Source organism: Streptomyces sp. NPDC091972, assembly GCF_044756385.1.
Taxonomy (GTDB): Bacteria; Actinomycetota; Actinomycetes; order Streptomycetales; family Streptomycetaceae; genus Streptomyces.
Genome location: NZ_JBIVSV010000018.1, coordinates 141,058 through 158,529 on the forward strand (window position 1 = coordinate 141,058; position 17,472 = coordinate 158,529).

The 17,472-nt window shown below is 69.5% G+C and carries 17 protein-coding genes; 11 read left to right on the top strand and 6 right to left on the bottom strand.

Annotated elements, in window-relative coordinates:
- Positions 1-91 precede the first annotated feature (91 nt).
- Positions 92-457 carry a nuclear transport factor 2 family protein gene (locus ACIQJT_RS38115; protein WP_402650191.1) on the top strand — a complete coding sequence of 122 codons (366 nt, stop codon included), beginning with the start codon at positions 92-94 and terminating at the stop codon, positions 455-457.
- 345 nt (positions 458-802) lie between these two features.
- The gene (locus tag ACIQJT_RS38120; protein WP_402650192.1) at positions 803-1,117 is read left to right on the top strand and encodes a hypothetical protein; all 315 of its coding nucleotides are present in this window, start codon (positions 803-805) and stop codon (positions 1,115-1,117) included.
- Between the two features lie 193 nt (positions 1,118-1,310).
- Here ACIQJT_RS38120 and ACIQJT_RS38125 read toward each other — a convergent pair whose 3' ends face one another.
- Both ACIQJT_RS38125 and ACIQJT_RS38130 read right to left on the bottom strand, forming a co-directional pair.
- Positions 1,311-3,668, bottom strand: coding sequence for a carbohydrate-binding protein (locus tag ACIQJT_RS38125; protein WP_402650193.1), 2,358 nt, complete (start codon positions 3,666-3,668; stop codon positions 1,311-1,313).
- A gap of 356 nt (positions 3,669-4,024) precedes the next feature.
- Entirely contained in the window at positions 4,025-4,681 is a 657-nt protein-coding gene (locus ACIQJT_RS38130) for a GntR family transcriptional regulator (protein WP_402650194.1), read from the bottom strand.
- 137 nt (positions 4,682-4,818) lie between these two features.
- Between ACIQJT_RS38130 and ACIQJT_RS38135 the strand changes: the two genes are divergently transcribed.
- From ACIQJT_RS38135 to ACIQJT_RS38170, 8 genes are all read left to right on the top strand, one after another.
- A complete protein-coding gene (locus ACIQJT_RS38135) occupies positions 4,819-6,093 on the top strand; it encodes an ABC transporter substrate-binding protein (RefSeq protein ID WP_402650195.1) in 1,275 nt (424 codons plus the stop codon).
- Entirely contained in the window at positions 6,090-7,022 is a 933-nt protein-coding gene (locus ACIQJT_RS38140; protein WP_365463899.1) for a sugar ABC transporter permease, read from the top strand. Before ACIQJT_RS38135 ends, ACIQJT_RS38140 begins: the two co-directional genes overlap by 4 nt.
- A gap of 2 nt (positions 7,023-7,024) precedes the next feature.
- Positions 7,025-7,981, top strand: coding sequence for a carbohydrate ABC transporter permease (locus ACIQJT_RS38145; RefSeq protein ID WP_402650211.1), 957 nt, complete (start codon positions 7,025-7,027; stop codon positions 7,979-7,981).
- A 1-nt stretch (position 7,982) separates the two neighbouring features.
- Positions 7,983-9,953, top strand: coding sequence for a hypothetical protein (locus tag ACIQJT_RS38150; protein WP_402650196.1), 1,971 nt, complete (start codon positions 7,983-7,985; stop codon positions 9,951-9,953).
- 68 nt (positions 9,954-10,021) lie between these two features.
- A complete protein-coding gene (locus ACIQJT_RS38155; protein ID WP_402650197.1) occupies positions 10,022-10,774 on the top strand; it encodes a ribonuclease activity regulator RraA in 753 nt (250 codons plus the stop codon).
- A complete protein-coding gene (locus ACIQJT_RS38160) occupies positions 10,750-11,721 on the top strand; it encodes an aldo/keto reductase (RefSeq protein ID WP_402650198.1) in 972 nt (323 codons plus the stop codon). The genes ACIQJT_RS38155 and ACIQJT_RS38160 overlap by 25 nt, the downstream gene beginning before the upstream one ends.
- Before the next feature lie 88 nt (positions 11,722-11,809).
- Positions 11,810-12,592, top strand: a complete 783-nt coding sequence (locus ACIQJT_RS38165) for an SDR family NAD(P)-dependent oxidoreductase (protein WP_402650199.1) — start codon at positions 11,810-11,812, stop codon at positions 12,590-12,592.
- A 26-nt stretch (positions 12,593-12,618) separates the two neighbouring features.
- The gene (locus tag ACIQJT_RS38170; RefSeq protein ID WP_402650200.1) at positions 12,619-13,509 is read left to right on the top strand and encodes an amidohydrolase family protein; all 891 of its coding nucleotides are present in this window, start codon (positions 12,619-12,621) and stop codon (positions 13,507-13,509) included.
- Positions 13,510-13,821: 312 nt separating this feature from the next.
- Here the strand turns inward: ACIQJT_RS38170 and ACIQJT_RS38175 are convergent, their stop codons facing one another.
- The 4 genes from ACIQJT_RS38175 to ACIQJT_RS38190 form a co-directional block, all read right to left on the bottom strand.
- Entirely contained in the window at positions 13,822-14,013 is a 192-nt protein-coding gene (locus ACIQJT_RS38175; RefSeq protein ID WP_402650201.1) for a hypothetical protein, read from the bottom strand.
- A gap of 125 nt (positions 14,014-14,138) precedes the next feature.
- A complete protein-coding gene (locus ACIQJT_RS38180) occupies positions 14,139-14,480 on the bottom strand; it encodes a hypothetical protein (RefSeq protein WP_402650202.1) in 342 nt (113 codons plus the stop codon).
- Positions 14,481-15,232: 752 nt separating this feature from the next.
- Entirely contained in the window at positions 15,233-15,490 is a 258-nt protein-coding gene (locus ACIQJT_RS38185; RefSeq protein WP_402650203.1) for a hypothetical protein, read from the bottom strand.
- A 113-nt stretch (positions 15,491-15,603) separates the two neighbouring features.
- Positions 15,604-16,614, bottom strand: a complete 1,011-nt coding sequence (locus ACIQJT_RS38190; RefSeq protein ID WP_402650204.1) for an Lrp/AsnC family transcriptional regulator — start codon at positions 16,612-16,614, stop codon at positions 15,604-15,606.
- Positions 16,615-16,711: 97 nt separating this feature from the next.
- Here ACIQJT_RS38190 and ACIQJT_RS38195 point away from each other — a divergent pair.
- Positions 16,712-17,472, top strand: a 761-nt coding sequence (locus tag ACIQJT_RS38195) for an MFS transporter (protein ID WP_402650205.1), incomplete at its 3' end; no start/stop codon positions are given.

Consider the following 17,472-nt stretch of genomic DNA (forward strand, 5'->3'; position numbering starts at 1 on the left):
CGCTCCTTCGGGCGGTCCGTCGGCCGTACCCGGGCAACCGGGTGCCCGGCGGTACCGCGGGGCGGTGTGACGAGGAAGGGAACCACCTGCCATGACCACCACCGGATCCGCTGTCGAGGTCGCCGAAACGTACGTGCGCGCCTGGCTCGGCGGCAACGTAGACAAGGCCATGGGCCTCATCGCCGACGACATCGTGTGCCAGGCCCCATCCGGCCTCGTCCAAGGCGCCGAGGCATACCGCCGGTTCCTGGCGCCGTTCGCCGGCATGGTCATCAGCGGTGAACTGCTCGGCGTCTACGGCGACGACAACAACGCGGCGATCGTGTACACCGTCGACGTGCCGTTCGCCAAGGACTTTCACGGGGCCGAGTACCTGACCGTCGAGGACGGCCGCATCACCCGCGCCATCAGCGTCTTCGACCGCGCGGCGAGCATGCAGGCCGGCGGCCAGGCCTGACCGGCCCCCGTCGTAGGCCGCGGTGCCGACCGGCAGCGCGGCCTACGGGCTTTCGCTCCACCGGGCGCCCTCGCCGACCAGTCCGGTCACGCTCCAGATGCGGGCGGAGAACCGCGACCCGTCGAGGGCTCGGCGAGCGCCTGCCGGCTCGCCACCAGGCGGCCATGGCTCATCGCGCTCGACGTCGGCCTCCCGCTGCCCGGCAATCGCAATGACTGCCGAGGGCCCAGGTCGACAGAACGGTGCCCATGGAGGCGATCGGCGAACAGAGTGAGGAGCTTTTCACCGCCTTGGCCCTGCTCCTCGGCGAGGCCTCGCTCAGCCGACTCGCCGCGCCAGTCCCCGATGCGCCGTCACGGCGGGCCGCGCTCCTGGTCTCTGCCCGCCGCCCTCGTCGGCTGCGCCGCTGCGCTGGGTCTGACCGCGCTGGTGACCGGCGACGGCTCACTGGGGGCTGTGATCGACACCCGACCCGGCGTGCTGTCGCTGATCGAGGTGGCTGGCTTCGCCCTGGCGGCCGTGGCCGTCGTCGTACACCGGCGGGCGTGGGCCGTCGTCCCGTTGGCCGCGGTGGTCCTGGCGGAGGCGCTGCGCGCGCGTGGCCCGCGGCCGCCTCTTGCCCGCGCCGCCGGTCACGAAGGCCCGTCTCGCCGACCGTAGTGCGCGCCGCGTGGCCCCCGGTACGCACTTTCTCGCGGTGCCGTACGAGCGTGGGGGAGTCGGTCGGGTTCAGGGCCGCGGCTGAACGGATCACCGCTTCCGAGGTGTCGGACCAGCGGCGCACGGGCTGGATCACGCCGTGCGTCGCTGTCGTTCCGTTCACCCGGTCCCGGCGACTTGTGTCCGGCGCCCGCTAGCGATGGATCAGCCGAGCCAGCGAGAGACTGTCGATGTTGGCGACACCCGGAGCGGTACCGAGGGCCTTGATGTACACGTCGTGCGTTCCGCTCGTGGACGACATCCTGGATGTCTGATCCAGGTAGGTGTCCCAGCCGCCGGTGTTCTCCACGGTGACGGTGCCGATGAGCGGGCCGGTGGCGGAGTCGATCCGGACCTCGAAACTACCTCCCGCGTACGGCCGTTCACTGCCGATGTTCGCGATGAGGAGGTCACGGCCGCTGCCGAAGTCGACGTTGTCGTATCGGGTCCAGTCGCCGCCGTCGAAGCTGCCGAGGACGGTGCCCGTGCCGGCGGCGTGGGTGGTCACTCCGCTTGCGTCGGCGTACGACTCCGCCTGCACGGTTGTCGTTTCGGCGGCGATGCCCGCGCGCCAGACCGGCGCACCGTACTGGTAGGCACCCGCGCTGGGCTGCGGATCCGTGTATCCGTCGGTGGCCGGGGGCCGTACCAGGCCGTAGCTGCGGGCCGGTGAGGCGGAGGTGAGGGTGAAGTCGTGGGCCGCGGGATCGGTGAACTGCGGGCCGGCCGACTGAGGCAGGTTGTTCGTGGACGACACGCCCTCCATGGTGTCGGCGTCCCCGATGTTGTTGGCCACCTCGGTGTCCGAGTACGTGCCGCCGAAGAGGCTGACGGACTTGCGGTCGGTGCCGCTGGTGTTGTTCAGAATACGGTTGCCGGTCGTGGTGCCCCCGTTGGGGTTGATCAGCACGACGCCGTAGGTGGTGCGGTTCCATGCGACGTTGTCGTACACGGTGCTGTTGTACGTCGACAGGTCGAGGTAGACGCCGGGCGCCGGGGCACTGGCCGCGAAGAGGGCGGCGTCGTGCAGGTGGTTGTGGTGGATGGTCGTCCCGGCGAGATTCACCTGGCAGCAGATGTAGATCGCGCCGACGTCGACGACCAGGTTTCCGTAGTCGGAGAGGTCGTTGTAGGCGATCTCGTGGTCGGAGGCCGTGGTGCCGGCGACCTTGTTGTCGATGTTGATGTTGCTTCGGCCGCTGTTGATCACGGTGTTGTGCGTGATGGTCTGGTCGAGTCCGAGCACGTTGATTCCGGCTGCGTAGCTGCCCCGGTAGTCGACCCGGGTGATGAGGTTGTTCGTCACCACGTTGCCGGAGCCGGAGAGCACGACCCCGTTGCCGGCGCTGTAGTCGATCCGGCTGTTGCGCAGTGTGTTCGCCGTACCGCCCAGGAGGATGCCGCTGGTCGTCTCCCCCGCCGTCAGCACGTCGCACGGGTCGGCCGGTGTGACCTTGCCGGGGTCGGCCTTCAGGTCCATGTAGTGGGAGACGTATGTGGCCTCGATGCCGTCCAGGACATTGTGGGTCGATGTCGAGGAGGTCCGGACGGTCGCTGCCCTGACACCGATGCCGACCACGGAGACGTAGGAACGTCCCGACAGGTCGACGGCGACGTCGCGCTGCTTGGCCTCGACGGTGTGTGTGGCCGGGCTGGCGCCGTCCGGGGTCCATATGTAGAGGCGGTGCGCGCCCTGGTCGTAGAACCACTGGCCGGAGTGGCTGAACGCCTGGAGCTTGCCGGTGAGGGAGTACAGGTTCTGCTGGTTGGGGCTGAGGCTGACGCAGGCGGTGGACAGACCCGTCGCGGTCACGGAGCCAGCACGCGAACCGGTGACCGTGCCGGTCTGGCTGACGAACCAGTTGTGCGAAGTCAGCCGGGCTCCCTTCCAGTACCCGTCGGGCTGGGTCAGGGCGTCGTCGTACAGGCTGTCGGCGGTGCCTGCGTCGGCGGAGTTGTACTCGGGCCTGGTCGGGTCGGTGCCGGGGTAGGGCCACTGCGCCTCGCCGAGCATGGTGCCGTCGAGGAAGAGCTGGTTGCCGGGCAGTGAGAGGTCGACGTCGGTCCGGTAGATCTTGCCGGCGGCCGCTGCCATGGCGAAGTCCGAGCCGGTCAGCGTCGGGTCTGCCTGCTGGAGCTGGGTCACGTCGGAAGCAGTGACGGGGGTCCAGCCGGTGACCGGGTCACTGCCGTCGACGACGACCTTCGCGCCGGGCGCGGCGCGGTAGGTGATCCGGGCGGAGGCGGTACCGCTCCGGGCGGGCCTGATGGTCTCCCGGTAGGTGCCGGAAGCAATCTCACACGTGTCGCCGGGCAGGGCGGCGGAGGCGCATTCCTGCACGGTGCGGAAGGGACGGTGGGCGGTGCCGGGGTTCCGGTCGGATCCGGTACTGCTCACGTAGCGGGTGGTGTGGGCGGCTGCCTGTGCGGTCGCCGGGAGAGCGGTGGCCAGTGCGGTCAGCACGGTCGCTGCCGTGGTGCCGATGGCCAGTACGCGATGTCTCCATTGCATGCTCTATCCCATCGCCTATCGATAATCGCGAGTCGGCGGTCAATATAGGGCTCCGGTGCGGGATCGCGTAAGACATGAGCCAAGTGGTGTGCGGCGCGGGCGTGGTGGCCGCGGCGGACGGCAGGACCGTAGGGCCGGGGGATGGGCAGGCTGCGTCTTCCGCGCGCGGAAGGTCGGCCCACGACGGAAGCGCAGGCGAGGTCGTCCGAGCTGTTCAGGGGGTGTGACCTGCCGGGTTGTTCACACGGCTGCTCGCCTCCGCTTCACGCGGCACCTCGCGAAAGGGCCGGGGCGGGAGGTCAGGGGAGGGGAGGGGAGCAGGGACGGCTTCCCGAGCAGAGGGTGTCCGCCGGCGTTCAGCCGTGAGTAAGGATGCCGTCGTCCCCGCGGGCGTGTGCCGCGAACGCGGCGGCGGCGCGATCGGCGTCGGCTGACTCCAGGATTTCCAGCAGTACGCCGTGGTGATCCGCCATCTGTGCCCAGTCACCGGTGAACAGTGGGTCGGAGACCACACGCAGGGCACGGAGGCTGGGCTCCATCAGGCGCCAGATCCGCGTGAGGAACGGGTTGCCGCTGGCTTCGCACAGGGTCCTGTGAAAGCCGATGTCAGCGTCTCTGAACTGTCCGATGTCGCCCGCGGCGGCGGCTTCCCGCATGGCCCGCACCTGGGAGCTCAGGTCCTCCATGGCTGCGGCGGTGTGGCGCTCGGCGACCGCGCGGGCCGCGAACTCCTCGATGATGACCCGTACGGCCCGCGCGGCGTCCGCGTCCTGCGAGGACACGTCGGCGACGAAGCTGCCGCGCCGGGAGACGTGATCGGCCAGGCCCTCGTGGACGAGCCGCTTCACTGCTTCCCGAACCGGAGCCTGGCTCACCCCCAGGTCGCGGGCGATCTCGGCTTCGACGAGCCGGTCCCCGGCCTTGAGGTCTCCGTTGATGATCAGCCCCCTGACCCGGGTGTACACCTGGTCGGACAGCAGCACCCGCGTCAACGGTTCACCGACGCCCGCCATGGCAGCCCCCTTGGGTCTCGGAACGTTTTCGCATCTTATCGATGATCGTGCGTCTGCAGTGCGGCTCTTGACAACCGCTGAACGAGGAGGTTCATCATATCGCCTATCGATAGACGATAATCGATAGGAGAGCGAACATGGGCCGAAGAAGATCCATCAACGCTGCGGTCGGCATCCTGCTGGGCCTGAGCCTGACGACGGCCTGCGGGGGCGGGGGATTCGAAGGGGACTCGGCCGGCGACCCGGACTCGGGGGCCACCGGCACCGTGCGGATGCTGGTGAACATCACGCCGAACCTGACCAGGGCCTACTGGCGAGAGCTGGTGGCTCCCTTTGAGAAGGCCAATCCGGGTATCGAGGTCCAGATCGACTCCCCAACGGCCGCCGACGGTTCCGTGGACAGCACGCTCCAGCAACTGCTGGCGGCCGGGAACGCTCCCGACGTCGTGGAGGGATCCCACAGCGACAAGGTGGTTCCCTACCTGCGGGACCTGTCGAAGCTGAAGTGGGCCGCGGACGCACCCATGGCGGACGCGCAGCGTCTGGACGGCCACCTGTACGACGTCGCGATCGGACAGCAGGTGCAGTCGCTCGTCTTCTACAACAAGGAGGCGTTCACCAAGGCAGGCATCACCGCACCGCCCACCACCATGCGGGAACTGACCGCGGCGATGAAAAAGCTCAAGGCCTCCGGCTATCTGCCCCTGCAGACAGCCGGCGAGTGGGTCACCCAGGCCCAGGTGATGATGCTCTTCGCGCCGACGGTGACCACGCCCGATCCGGAGTGGTTCAAGCAGGCCGCACGAGGCGACCGCTCCCTGAGCACCGACCTGGGACCGTCCATGGACCTGTACAAGTCGTGGCTGGACAAGGGCTACCTCGACAAGCAGGCCCTGGGCACCAAGTACGCCGAAGCGGAGACCGACTTCCTCTCGGGCAAGGCAGCGATGTACCCCATGGGCTGCTGGTTCGTGGCCGCGGAGGCGCAGGCGAAGAAGGACTTCAAAGTGGGCGTGTTCCCCGCGCCCCAGATGAACGACTCCGCCACGCCGCGACTGTCCGTGACCCCGGGAGCGAACTACCGCATCTTCAAGGCGAGCGACCGCCAGAAAGCCTCGGAGAAACTCGTCCAGTTTCTGACCACCGATCACGCCGCCGTGGCCAGCCAGCTCAAGCAGGACTCCTCGTTCCGCACGGGCTACCCCTATGAGCTCTCCCCGCTGGCCGACGAGGTGCAAAAGCTCCTCGACGACTCCGCCGGCCACCAGGCCATCGTCGGCAGCGGCGCCTACCAGATGCCCGCCGGGTTCGAGGCCGAGCAGAACAAGCAGGTGCAGGGCCTGTACACGGGCGGCGACGCGGCCACGGGGCTGAAGAACGTGGACACCTGGCTGAAGGCGCACACGAGATGAGCCTCTCCACCACCGCCCGGCCACTGCGGGCCCTGCGGGACCTGTTCGCGACCGCCCGAGGACGGGACCGTCTGACGGGGCTGGTCATGACCGTCCCGGCGGTCGTGCTCTTCACGGTCATGATGATCGTGCCGTTGGTGCTGTCGGGCTATCTCAGCCTGACCGACTGGGACGGCTACACGGCCCATCCCGCGATGGTCGGCCTGGATCACTACCGCAGCCTGCTCCACGACCCGGAGGTGCGCCAGGCGGCCTGGATCACCGGCGTCCTGGCGGTCGTCGGCACGCTCGCCGTCAACGCCGTGGGCCTCGCCCTCGCGCTCGCCATCTCCGCCCCGAGCCGCACGAACACCCTGCTGCGCACCGTGTTCTTCTACCCGTACGTCATCAGCGCGCTGATCATCGGCTTCCTCTGGTCAGCCCTGCTGTCGACGAACGGGGCCGTCAACACCGCGCTGCGCGCGGCCGGCCATGCCGGCCTGCCCTTCCTCTCCCAGCCCGGATGGGCACTGGCGAGCCTGATCGGCGTCGTGGTCTGGTCGGGGTTCGGGTTCACCCTGGTGCTCTACATCGCCGGTCTGCACACCGTCCCCGCCTCCCTGCTGGAGGCCGCCCGGATCGACGGCGCCGGCCGGGGCAGGATCCTGCGCAGCGTGACCCTCCCGATGATCGCGCCGGTGGTCACCGTCAACGTCGTGCTGACCCTGGTGACCCTGCTGCGCTCCTACGACCTGGTGCTCTCGCTGACGGGAGGTGGCCCGGCGGGCAGCACCGAGACCGCCGCCTACCTGATCCTGGCCCAGTCCTTCCAGAACAACGCCCTGGGGTACGGCTCCGCCCAGTCGATGGTGCTGACGGTGGTGACCGGCATCGCCGCGCTGGCGATCACGTTCCTGCGGCGCCGCGCCGACGAAAGAGCGGGTGCGTGACCATGGCCGCCGAACCCACCACCGGACCGCCCCCGCCCTCCCGCCACCTGGCGCCCGTCATCGTCCCGCCCGCCGACCCGCCACGGCCGACGCCCCCCTCCGGGCCCGGACACCGCCGGCACCACACCCTGTCGAAGGCGTCGTTCTGGCAGATGCCCCTGCTCTTGCTGGCCGCCTCCTTCATGGTGATCCCGCTGTGGCTGCTGGTGGTCAACGCCTTCAAGTCCGAACAGGACATCCGCGACGCCCCGTTCGGCCTGCCACTGGGCCGCCTGACCCTGGCGCCCCTGCGCGCCGCGCTCACCGATCCGGACTTCGACGTCGTGCGGGCCTACGCCATCACGCTGCTCTTCGTCCTGCTCGTCAACGTCCTGTCGCTGGTGGTCTCCGCCCCCGTGTCATTCGTGATCGCCCGCGGCACGACCTGGTGGCACACCGCGCTGCTGCTGCTGTTCGTGGCGGGGACGTTCGTACCGAGCCAGGTGCTGCTCATCCCGGTGGTCTACGTCCTGAAGTACCTGGGGCTGATGGGAACCGTCACCGGGTTCGTGCTCTTCGAGACCGCCCTGACGCTCCCGGTGTCGGTGTTCCTGTACAGCGCCTACATCCGGACCGTCCCCAGGGAACTGGACCAGGCCGCCGCCGTGGACGGCTTGGGCAGGCTGCGCACCTTCCAGTTGGTCGTGCTGCCGCTGATGCGGCCGATCGTGGCGACGGCGGTGATTCTGCACAGCCTCAGCGTGTGGAACGACTTCGCCAACCCGCAGATCATCCTGGGGCCCGGAAGCGGCCTCTACACCGTCACCACCGGCGTCTACGCGGCGGTCGGCAAGTACTCGACGCACTACGAGGTGGTCTTCCCCAACCTGCTCCTGGCCGTGGCTCCCGCACTCGCCTTCTTCGCGATCATGCAACGGCACATCATCGGCGGCCTCACCTCCGGCGCACTGAAGGGCTGACATGACCGCACACGACGGCGCCGCCCCGGCCTCCTCGGCGCCACTCGAGATCACCGCCTCCGTACCGACCGGACCGCCTCCCGCCTGGGCCGTGCTCCAGCGCCGCCTCTTCGACGAACTCGACGCCGCGTGGCGGCTGTTCAGTGACCGCTACACCGAGCCCGACGGACGGCTGCGCTTCTCCGGCACCCTCGTCGACCGGGACGGCGCGGACGACTTCTACGAAGCGTTCTTCAACTGGCCCGCCCTGTACCGCCTTGGCGGCGCCGACGACCTGCTGCCCGCGGCCAAGCGCCACTGGGAAGGAGTGACGCGGCAGCTCACCGAACTGGGCCTGTACCGGAACGAGTTCGAGCGGGGATACGACTGGTTCCACCAGGGTGAGGCGTTGCTGATGTTCTACGGCATCTGCGCTGCGGACCCCTCCGACCAGCGCTTCAGGGAGCGGGCCGTCCGCTTCGCCGAGCAGTACCTCCCCGGAAGCGACACCGGCAATTACGACGCCCGTATTCGCGCCCTGCGCGCTCCGCACAACGGCTCCGACGGCCCGCGGCCCGGACTCGGACCCCAGTGGGACGACAGGTTCGGTCATGAGCAGAAGGCCATGCGGCCCTACGGTCTGCCCCTGCGTGACGTGCCCGGCGTCCGTACCTGGGACGACCTGGCCGACGAGGGCAACGCCGCCCGGATGGGCCGACACATGCGCGAGCGGCTGGGCCGTGGGGACACCGCGGTCAACCTCGCGGCCGCCGCCCTCGTCGTCAACGCCTGGCTCTACGACCACGACCCGCGCCTGGCGGCCTGGGTGCTGGATTACGTCGACGCCTGGCGCGCGAGGGCGGAGGCACTGGGCGCCATGCCCGACAACGTCGGCCTGTCCGGCCAGGTCGGTGAGTACCACGACGGCCGGTGGTACGGCGGTCACTACGGCTGGACCTGGCCGCACGGTGTTCACTCGGTCGGCGCGGCCGCGCTGGTGGGGGCCATAAGCGCCGCCATGGTGGACGGCGGCGCGGACCGGCTGGACCTTGCACGGCGGCCTCTGGACCAGGTGTGGGAACAGCGCCGCACCGGCATGCCGTTCGACACCCACGCCACCCGCCGTCCCGGCTGGGCCCACGCAGTCGGCCTGGGTGACGGGCGGTCAGTCAACGCGCTGCCCACCCGCCTGGGCCCGGACGGATGGTTCGACCATCAGCCCGCGCAAGTCGCCTACTGGACCTGGCTGTGGTGGTTCGGCATGCAGGATCAGGACCGCCAACGCCTGCAGGCGGTTCGCGCCCACTCCGGTTACGAGTGGAGCACCGTACACGCCTTCCGTGACAAGGAAGAGGCCGGACACGAACCTCCGTGGCTGGTCTACCTCGACGGCGACAACCCCGACTATCCCGAGCAGGCACTGCGTATGGCCCTGGCACAGGTGTCGCACCGGACAGCCCTCATCGCGGCCGACCCGGCCGGGTCGGACGACCAGGACCTCCACCGGTGGCAGCGCGTGAACCCGGTGGTCACCGAGGTGCTCACCCAGCTCACCACCGGGGCACCGCAGACCCTCTACAACGGCGGACTGCCCCTCAGCCGGATCCGCTACGACGATCTGGACGCCGTGCGCCCCGGACTGCCTCCCGACGTCGCGGCCCTCGTCGAACACCTCGACGCCGAAAGCACCACCGTGCACCTGGTCAACGTCAGCGCGGTGCACACGCGCCGACTGCGGCTGCTGGCGGGCGGTTTCGGCGAGCACCTGATCACTTCGGCGCGCTGGAACCGCGGGGACGGCCGGTACCCGGGCGACCCCCACGACTACCACCTGCCGGTCGGCGAGGAGAGCAGCGACTCGGCCCCGGTGCACGACAACAGCCTCCACATCACCCTGCCCCCCGGGCGCCGCATCCGACTGCGCCTGGACATGCAGCTCCACGCCCGCCCCTTCACGCATCACCCCTCACCCACGACCTTCCGGAGATCTTGATGGCAGCGACCCTTCCGCACTCCGCCGGCCCCGACGCCGATTCCGATACGGGCCCCGACGCTCCCCCCGTGTGGGACCTTCCGGTGCGCGGCGAGCCGTGGGAGCGACCCGACGACGCACTGGTGCAGCGTCTGAACCGGGTGAGCTCGGCCACCGCCTGCGCCAAGATGCACGAACTGGGCATCCGGCGCACGTACATGGCCGGGCCGACCACGCTGCAGCCGGGCAACAAGATCACGGGCCCGGCCCGCACCCTGCAGTTCATGCCGCAGCGCGAGGACGTGGCCAGCGGACTGGCGCAGGAGTACGTCGAGCGCAGCACCGCACTGTGGGCGGTGCTGGAGGCGGTCCAGCCGGGCGACGTCCTCGTGGTGCAGGCCTACGGCAGTGCCTTCACCGGATGCCTCGGCGACATGCTGGTGCGCTATTTCAAGCGCCGCGGCGGCGCCGGCATCGTCGTCGACGGACGGATCCGGGACGCGCCCCGGGTGCGGCAGCTGGGCGTGCCCATCTGGTGCACGGGCAGCACTCCGCACTACGCCTCGCAGTCCGAACTGTTCCCCTGGGCATACGACGTGCCCGTGGCAGCGGGAGGCGTGCTCACCCTCCCGGGCGACCTGGTCGTGGCGGACGACGACGGCGCCGTGGTGGTCCCGGTGTCGAAGGCCCAGCAGGTCATCGACAGTGCCTTCGACCACGAGCAGTGGGAGGAGTTCAGCCGCACACGGATAGACGAGGGAGCGCGGCTGTCGGACTACTACCCCCTGACCCCGGACAGCAGGGAGGAGTTCGAGCAATGGCGCACGGCACGGGAGAACTGAGGGCCGGCCAGGAACCGACCGAACGGGAGCACGGCGGCTCGGGCCGGCCCGCCCTGCCCCCGTTCGGACTCGGCTGTGCCCCCATCGGAAACCTCTACGGCTCCGTGGATTCGGACACCGCGACGGCCACCGTCCACACCAGTGTCGAACTCGGTGCGACGCTGCTGGACACGGCACCGCTGTACGGCGCCGGCCTGTCCGAGCAGCGAGTCGGTCAGGCACTGACCACCGTGGACCGGGCGCGGGTACAGCTCTCGACGAAGGTCGGCTGGCTGATCGGTGCGGGCACGGCGCCGCGGCCTGCCTTTGGGCACGACGACGTACTGCGCAGTCTTGAGGGCAGCATGAAGCGACTTGGCGTCGACCGCTTCGACGTGGTCCACGTCCACGACGCGGAGGAGCACCTGGACGAGGCGGTGCAACACGCGGTGCCGGCCCTGCTGCGGCTGCGCGACGAGGGTGTCGTGGGCGCCGTCGGAGCCGGGATGAACCACAGCGCGCCGCTCGCCGAACTGGTACGGCGCGCTGACCTCGACGTCGTGCTGGTAGCCGGCCGGTACACCTTGCTCGAGCAGCCGGCGCTCGGCGACCTGCTGCCCCTGTGCGCCGCGCGAGGTGTCGGGGTCATCGCCGGCGGTGTGTACAACTCGGGCCTGCTCGCCGACCCCCGTCCGGGCGCGCCGTACAACTACCGACCCGTCCCGGACGCGCTGCTGCGCCGGGCGCTGGCCCTCCGGGAGGTGTGCGCCCGGTACGACGTGCCGCTCAGGGCCGCGGCGCAGCAGTTCCCCCTCGGGCACCCGGCCGTCGTCTCGGTCGTCGTGGGTGCCGTCTCACCCGCGGAGGTGGCGGACAACCTGGAACTGGCCCGCCATCCGATTCCGGCCGAGATGTGGGCGCAGATGCGCGAGGCGGGACTGCTGGACCCGGCCGCGCCGGTCCCCTGAGCGCGGTCCGTCCACCGGACAGGAGCCGTGCCCCGGCGGGCACGGCGTACGGCAGCAACCGGAAAGCCACCCAAGGAAGGTGCCGCACATGACATCGACTCGCTCCGCAGGTCATGACGGGGTTACGTTCGGCGGACTCACCGCTCTGATCACCGGCGGCGCCTCGGGCATAGGCCTTGCCACCGCCCGGCTCCTGACCACCGAAGGGGCACGTGTGGCCGTACTCGACCTGGCCGAGCAGGCTCCTGGGCCGTTCGCCGCCCACCTGCACGCCGACCTTCGCGACGACGCCGCGGTCGTGGCCGCCGTCCACGAGGCGGTCTCCGTGCTGGGCGGGCTCGACGTCCTGGTCAACAACGCGGGCATCGGTGCACAGGGGAAGGTCGAGGACAACTCCGACGAGGAGTGGCACCGGGTACTGGACACCAATGTCGTCGGCATGGTGCGGGTGACCCGGGCCGCCCTGCCGGCCCTGCGTGCCTCGGCACACGCGGCGGTCGTCAACGTGGGCTCCATCGCCGCCACGGCCGGGCTGCCGCAGCGGGTCCTGTACTCGGCCGGGAAAGGAGCGGTGGTGGCGATGACCCGGGCCATGGCCGCCGATCTGCTGCCGGACGGCATCCGGGTCAACGCAGTCAACCCCGGCACCGCGGACACCCCGTGGATCGGCCGACTTCTTGAGCGGGCCGCCGACCCGGCGGCCGAATACGCGATGCTGGCGGCTCGACAGCCGCACGGCCGTCTGGTCACCGCCGACGAAATCGCCGCCGCGATCGCGTACCTGGCTTCTCCCGCCGCCGCGTCCACCACCGGATCGTGCCTGGCCGTGGACGGCGGAATGGACAGCCTGCGGCTCCGGAGGGAGGAATGAGCGCCCCGGAAAGGCACCCTGCACCGATGCTGCCCCCGGCCACCGAGCCCGACCCCTCCCCAACACCGGGAGACCCGCCCGTCCCTCGCATCGACGCCCACCACCACGTGTGGGACCTCGACACGCGCGACCAGCCCTGGACCCATGGCCTCGCCGCGCTCAACCGCACTTTCACAGTTGACGACCTGCGCCCGGCCCTGAACCGGAACGCGATCGACGCCACCGTCGTCGTGCAGACGTCACCGACCGAGCAGGAGACGGCGGAACTACTCGCCCTGGCTGCTGAGGACCCGCACGTGAAAGCGGTCGTCGGCTGGACCGATCTCACCGACGCCGCCGTCGTGGAACGCCTTGCCTCACTCCGGGAAGGGTCGGCCGGGTCGGCCCTCGTCGGCATCCGGCACGCGATACAGAGCGAGACCGATCCCGGCTGGCTGTCGCGGCCGGACGTCCGCCGCGGCCTGCGGGCGGTGGCCGCTGCAGGGCTCGTCTACGAACTGCTCGTGCGTCCGGACCAACTACCCGACGCCGTGCACGCCGTTCGCACACTGCCCGAAGTCCGCTTCGTACTGGACCACGCGGGAAATCCCGTGATCGACGCGGACGGCCTGTCCGCCTGGACAGCGCTCATGTCCGAGTTGGCCGCCTCGCCCAATGTCGCTGTCAAGCTGTCCGGCCTGGTCACCCGCACCACCCCACCCGCTTTGCACACCTTGCGCCCCTGCACGGAGGTTCTGCTGTCGGTTCTGGGACCGCATCGCCTCATGTACGGTTCGGACTGGCCGGTGTGTCTCCTCGCGGCTCCCTACGACGAGGTGATCACCCTCACCGAGGCACTCGTCCAGGATCTGAGCGCCCATGAGCACGACGCGGTCTTTGGCGCCACAGCTAGCCGCTGGTACGGGATCTGCGGATGAACGCCCAGCGCATCCGAGCAGCACCGGTCCCGTCCGACCCCACGCCGCGCTGGTCGGGGCGGCAGGCCCTCGCGTCCACCGTTCGGCCGGAGAACACGAGAAGCCTCCGCAATCGAGCGAGCCGCTCGTGCTGGTGCGCCCTACAGGAGCTGGGAGACCCGGTAACCGATCCCGCCCTCGATCAGATAGCCCGTGGTCACGCAGACCACGCCGTTGCACCACGCGTAGCGCCCGGAGCCGGTCGTGCCCCGAGGCTCGAAGGGGCGTGGGGCACGGACCCGGGGAGCGAGGTGCCGGACGGTCTTCAGGTCTTCAGGGCGTCCGTCGGCCTGGACACGTGCGGGCCGCCAGGGCGACGTCGCGCGGAGCCGGGCGGTTCACCCGCACGACCTTGGCCTGCTCGTCGCCTCCCTGACGACGTGCAGATCCGACCCCGGCGCCGAGGAGCATGCACAGGGCGAGGCGCTGGAGAGACTGGTCGTTGCCCACGAGCGCAGAGGCCATGTCTGTCTTCTTTCTGGTCATGCCCGGTGCCGTCCTGCGCTACCGGAGGACGGCAGGACGTTCGGACCACCATGGCGCAGGCGCGTCCACCACCGATCCAGAGGCGGATTCTCTGGGGTCATCGTTCAGGTGGCAGAGCGCTCGGCGACCGGTCGACGGCGCAGACTCACGGCTGACAATGCCGACGGCGTGTAAGCCAGGTCGTAAGGGACAGGGTCCGTGCCGGGCGGGGCGATCTCGTTGATCCGGTTGAGGACGTCGTCATCCAGGGGCACGTCGGCACCGGTAGGGGGTCGTCGAGCTGTTCTGGTGCGCGGCCCGATGATCGTTGAGGTGACGCCTGGGTGGGCGATGGCAAACGCCTTCGCAAGGTGGGTCATGGACAGGCCGGCTGTCTCGGTGACCGGGATGAGCTGTTCGACGACCTCGAACTCGAAGTGCCGGTGTCGGTTCCGTCTCGTGCCCAACTGGTGACACTCAGGAGCAGCCACTCCAGTGGGACACTGCCCAGCTCCACATGCGCACGCACGTCGCACTGCTCCTGCTGACGCGCGGCCTGACAGGCGAAGGCACCGTCGCGCTGCGCCTCGCGCCTACTCGTTGCCCAGCACGTCCTGTTCCGGGATGAGACCGACGTTCTTTAGCCAGTTCCACGGCTCGCCTGGGGGCCTGCTGTCTCTGCGGAACAGTCTTCGATAAGAGAGATGGCTCTGCTCTGCTAGCGTTTGCGGCGCCGAGTGAATTTTAGGCAGATACCCACAGCGCAAACAGTGAGGCTGGCGACACCGAACGAGATCTTTAGATAGCTAATTGGATGAGGGCCGATGGTGAAATGATCTCTCATGCTTTCATAGCTTTCAGTTCCCCCTCCGGTATCGCATAGGTCTCCAGGGTACATCTCCTCGGCGCCGCAGTACACCCTCTTATCAGTAGAAGGTAGCCCGACTCCAACGAGCCAAACACCTGCAAAAAGCAGGAGTGTAATTACCCAACCTCGCGTCAGGAATGCAAAGAATCCGCCCGTGTCCACCTTTGGGTCATCTCCCATGCTGCAAATGTAGTCCGGTTTACGGAGGTGCGAAGGAGGGCGCTGGAAGATACCCCTTTCCTTCGCATTTTGGCGAGGTGTACGTCTATAGAAATCCCTAGATTGCGCTGATCTTCATCGTGGCAGTCCTGCCTGGCGGGAGCACCGAACTTTGTGGAGCGTTTGCCCTGCTCACGGAGCCATTTTTACCCTTGACTTGAGCAGGTCAGGTTGAGGGGGCAGGCGGACCTGGTCGGCGAGCATCCGGCGGCTGTCGTCGGCGGACAGCCACACGTGCGCCTGCAATTCGACACGCACGTCGCGCTGCTTCTTCTGCCACGCGGCGTGACGGGCGAGGGCAACATCGCGCACGATGTTCCGCTCCCGCCCCGACTCGCTGCCCCGCACGTCCTGCTCCGGGGCGTAGACCGGCCAGCACTCCTGCGCCATCAGCGTGGCGACGCGACGCCATCGGGCGCCCGGCGGCCCGTTTTCGATCTTGCTCCGGGAAAGGGCCGTGTATGAGAACTCGGGGGGAGGCGTCGCGCGTCGTTTGGCACGAGTTAGCGGCGTCGCATGGGCGGCTTGCCGGTAGCCGGGAGCGGTCCGGCCATCTTGATCGTGCGTAACACGGGCGCGCTTTCCAGGGTGCGGATCGCCTTCAGGGTGCCCAGGCGTTCGGTGAGGTAGCGGTGCAGAGCCGCTGGGTCGGGGCACAGGGCATGGGCGGTGAGATTGTGGGGCCCGGTGACGGCGGCTACGTAGGCCAGCTCGGGGTGCTGGGCCAAGGTACGGGCGACCTGGTCGAGGTCGGCGGGGGCGACGCCCATCCACAGGAGCGCCTGCATTGTGACGCCCAGCAGGGTGGAGTCGAGTTCGACGTCGAAGAAGAGTTGGCCGCCGGCCCGTAATTGCTCTAGCCGGCGCGCGACGGTGGCGGGCGACCAGCCGGTGGCCGCAGCGAGGCTGCTCAGGCTCGCCCGCCCGTCGCGCTGGAGGGCAGCGAGCAGGTCGTGATCGGCATGGCTGAGGGCCGCCCGCACCCCAGGAGCGGCGGTGACAGACGCCGCCTCAGCTACGGCGGTGCGCAGTCGGCGCTGCTGCGCGGCGTCGAGGGCTTGTTGATGGCCGGACCAGGCGGTGGGCCCGCCAAGGTAGGTGTGCAGCACGCAATGTGCGGTGACCGCGGTGATGCCGGCCGTGCGCGGGATGTCGTGCAATAGCAGCGCGTGCCCGGCGGGCCCGTCGGTGGTGGAGGTGTGCACGATCGCGACGATCTCGGTGCCGCCCGAAGCGAGCTTGACCCAGGAGGTGTCGGCGCGGCGGGCCAGCGCTTCGGCAAGGTCCTGGGCGGCGCGCGGGCCCGTGGTCAGGCGCAGCAGCCACTGGGTGCGGTCCCTGCGCTGCGGCTCGGCCAGGCCGACCACCCGCAGCGCAGCGTCTGCGCACAGCCGCCGGTAGCGGCGGGAGACCGTCTGCGCCGAGACGTCGAGGACGTCGGCGATCGCGCTGAACGGCGCCCGCCCGTCGATGCGCAGGGCGTGGATGAGACCACGGTCGATGTCGTCCAGCATGTGAAAATCATGCACCACGGACATTCCAATGGAATGATTCAGCAATCCAGCCGTTCAAAGTGGAGGTGCCCCGGCGGCGGCGCGCACTCTCGGGCGCATGTCGTACTCCACTACCCCGCCTCCGCGGCAACATTGGGCCGCACTCGCCGTGCTGCTGGTCGCCGAGGCCATGAACCTCCTCGATGCCACCATCATGACCGTCGCCGCCCCCGTGATCCGCGCCGGTTTGGGCGGTCCGGCCTCCAGCATCCAATGGTTCAGTGCCGCGTACACCTTGCCCTTCGCCGTCTTCCTGATCACCGGCGGGCGGCTGGGTGACATCGTCGGCCGGCGGCGGGTATTCCGTCTGGGCATGGCCGGCTTCGTCCTCGCCTCACTGGGATGCGCGCTCGCACCGTCCACGGCGGCGCTGATCGCCCTGCGGGCGGTTCAGGGCGCCGCGGCCGCACTGATCATCCCGCAGACCATCGGCATGATCCGCGCCATGTTCACCGGCCCAGCACTGGCCCGGGCCATGGGCACCATCGGGCCGGTCATGGGGCTCGCCGCGGTGACCGGCCCGGTGGCCGGCGGCGCGCTGACCCAAGCGGATGTGCTGGGTTCCTCCTGGCGCGCGGTCTTCCTCGTCAACGTCCCCCTCGGCGCCGCCGTGCTGGCGGCCACGCCGCTGCTGCACGAGGACCGTGCCGCGCTTCGACCGCGGCTGGACCACGTCGGCACGGCGCTAGCGGTCCTGGGCAGCAGTCTGCTGGTCTATCCGCTTATCCAGGGCGGCGCACATGGCTGGCCAGGCTGGTCCTGGGCCATGCTCGCCGCCGGCGGCGCGGTGCTGGCGGGCTTCGCCGCACATCAACGGCG

What these genes read in the sequence shown, in the direction of transcription:
- ACIQJT_RS38115 (WP_402650191.1), top strand. Translation starts at nt 92, where the DNA reads ATGACCACCACCGGATCCGCTGTCGAGGTCGCCGAAACGTACGTGCGC.
- ACIQJT_RS38120 (WP_402650192.1), top strand. Translation starts at nt 803, where the DNA reads ATGCGCCGTCACGGCGGGCCGCGCTCCTGGTCTCTGCCCGCCGCCCTC.
- ACIQJT_RS38125 (WP_402650193.1), bottom strand. Translation starts at nt 3,668, where the DNA reads ATGCAATGGAGACATCGCGTACTGGCCATCGGCACCACGGCAGCGACC.
- ACIQJT_RS38130 (WP_402650194.1), bottom strand. Translation starts at nt 4,681, where the DNA reads ATGGCGGGCGTCGGTGAACCGTTGACGCGGGTGCTGCTGTCCGACCAG.
- ACIQJT_RS38135 (WP_402650195.1), top strand. Translation starts at nt 4,819, where the DNA reads ATGGGCCGAAGAAGATCCATCAACGCTGCGGTCGGCATCCTGCTGGGC.
- ACIQJT_RS38140 (WP_365463899.1), top strand. Translation starts at nt 6,090, where the DNA reads ATGAGCCTCTCCACCACCGCCCGGCCACTGCGGGCCCTGCGGGACCTG.
- ACIQJT_RS38145 (WP_402650211.1), top strand. Translation starts at nt 7,025, where the DNA reads ATGGCCGCCGAACCCACCACCGGACCGCCCCCGCCCTCCCGCCACCTG.
- ACIQJT_RS38150 (WP_402650196.1), top strand. Translation starts at nt 7,983, where the DNA reads ATGACCGCACACGACGGCGCCGCCCCGGCCTCCTCGGCGCCACTCGAG.
- ACIQJT_RS38160 (WP_402650198.1), top strand. Translation starts at nt 10,750, where the DNA reads ATGGCGCACGGCACGGGAGAACTGAGGGCCGGCCAGGAACCGACCGAA.
- ACIQJT_RS38165 (WP_402650199.1), top strand. Translation starts at nt 11,810, where the DNA reads ATGACATCGACTCGCTCCGCAGGTCATGACGGGGTTACGTTCGGCGGA.
- ACIQJT_RS38170 (WP_402650200.1), top strand. Translation starts at nt 12,619, where the DNA reads ATGCTGCCCCCGGCCACCGAGCCCGACCCCTCCCCAACACCGGGAGAC.
- ACIQJT_RS38175 (WP_402650201.1), bottom strand. Translation starts at nt 14,013, where the DNA reads ATGGCCTCTGCGCTCGTGGGCAACGACCAGTCTCTCCAGCGCCTCGCC.
- ACIQJT_RS38185 (WP_402650203.1), bottom strand. Translation starts at nt 15,490, where the DNA reads ATGGCGCAGGAGTGCTGGCCGGTCTACGCCCCGGAGCAGGACGTGCGG.
- ACIQJT_RS38190 (WP_402650204.1), bottom strand. Translation starts at nt 16,614, where the DNA reads ATGCTGGACGACATCGACCGTGGTCTCATCCACGCCCTGCGCATCGAC.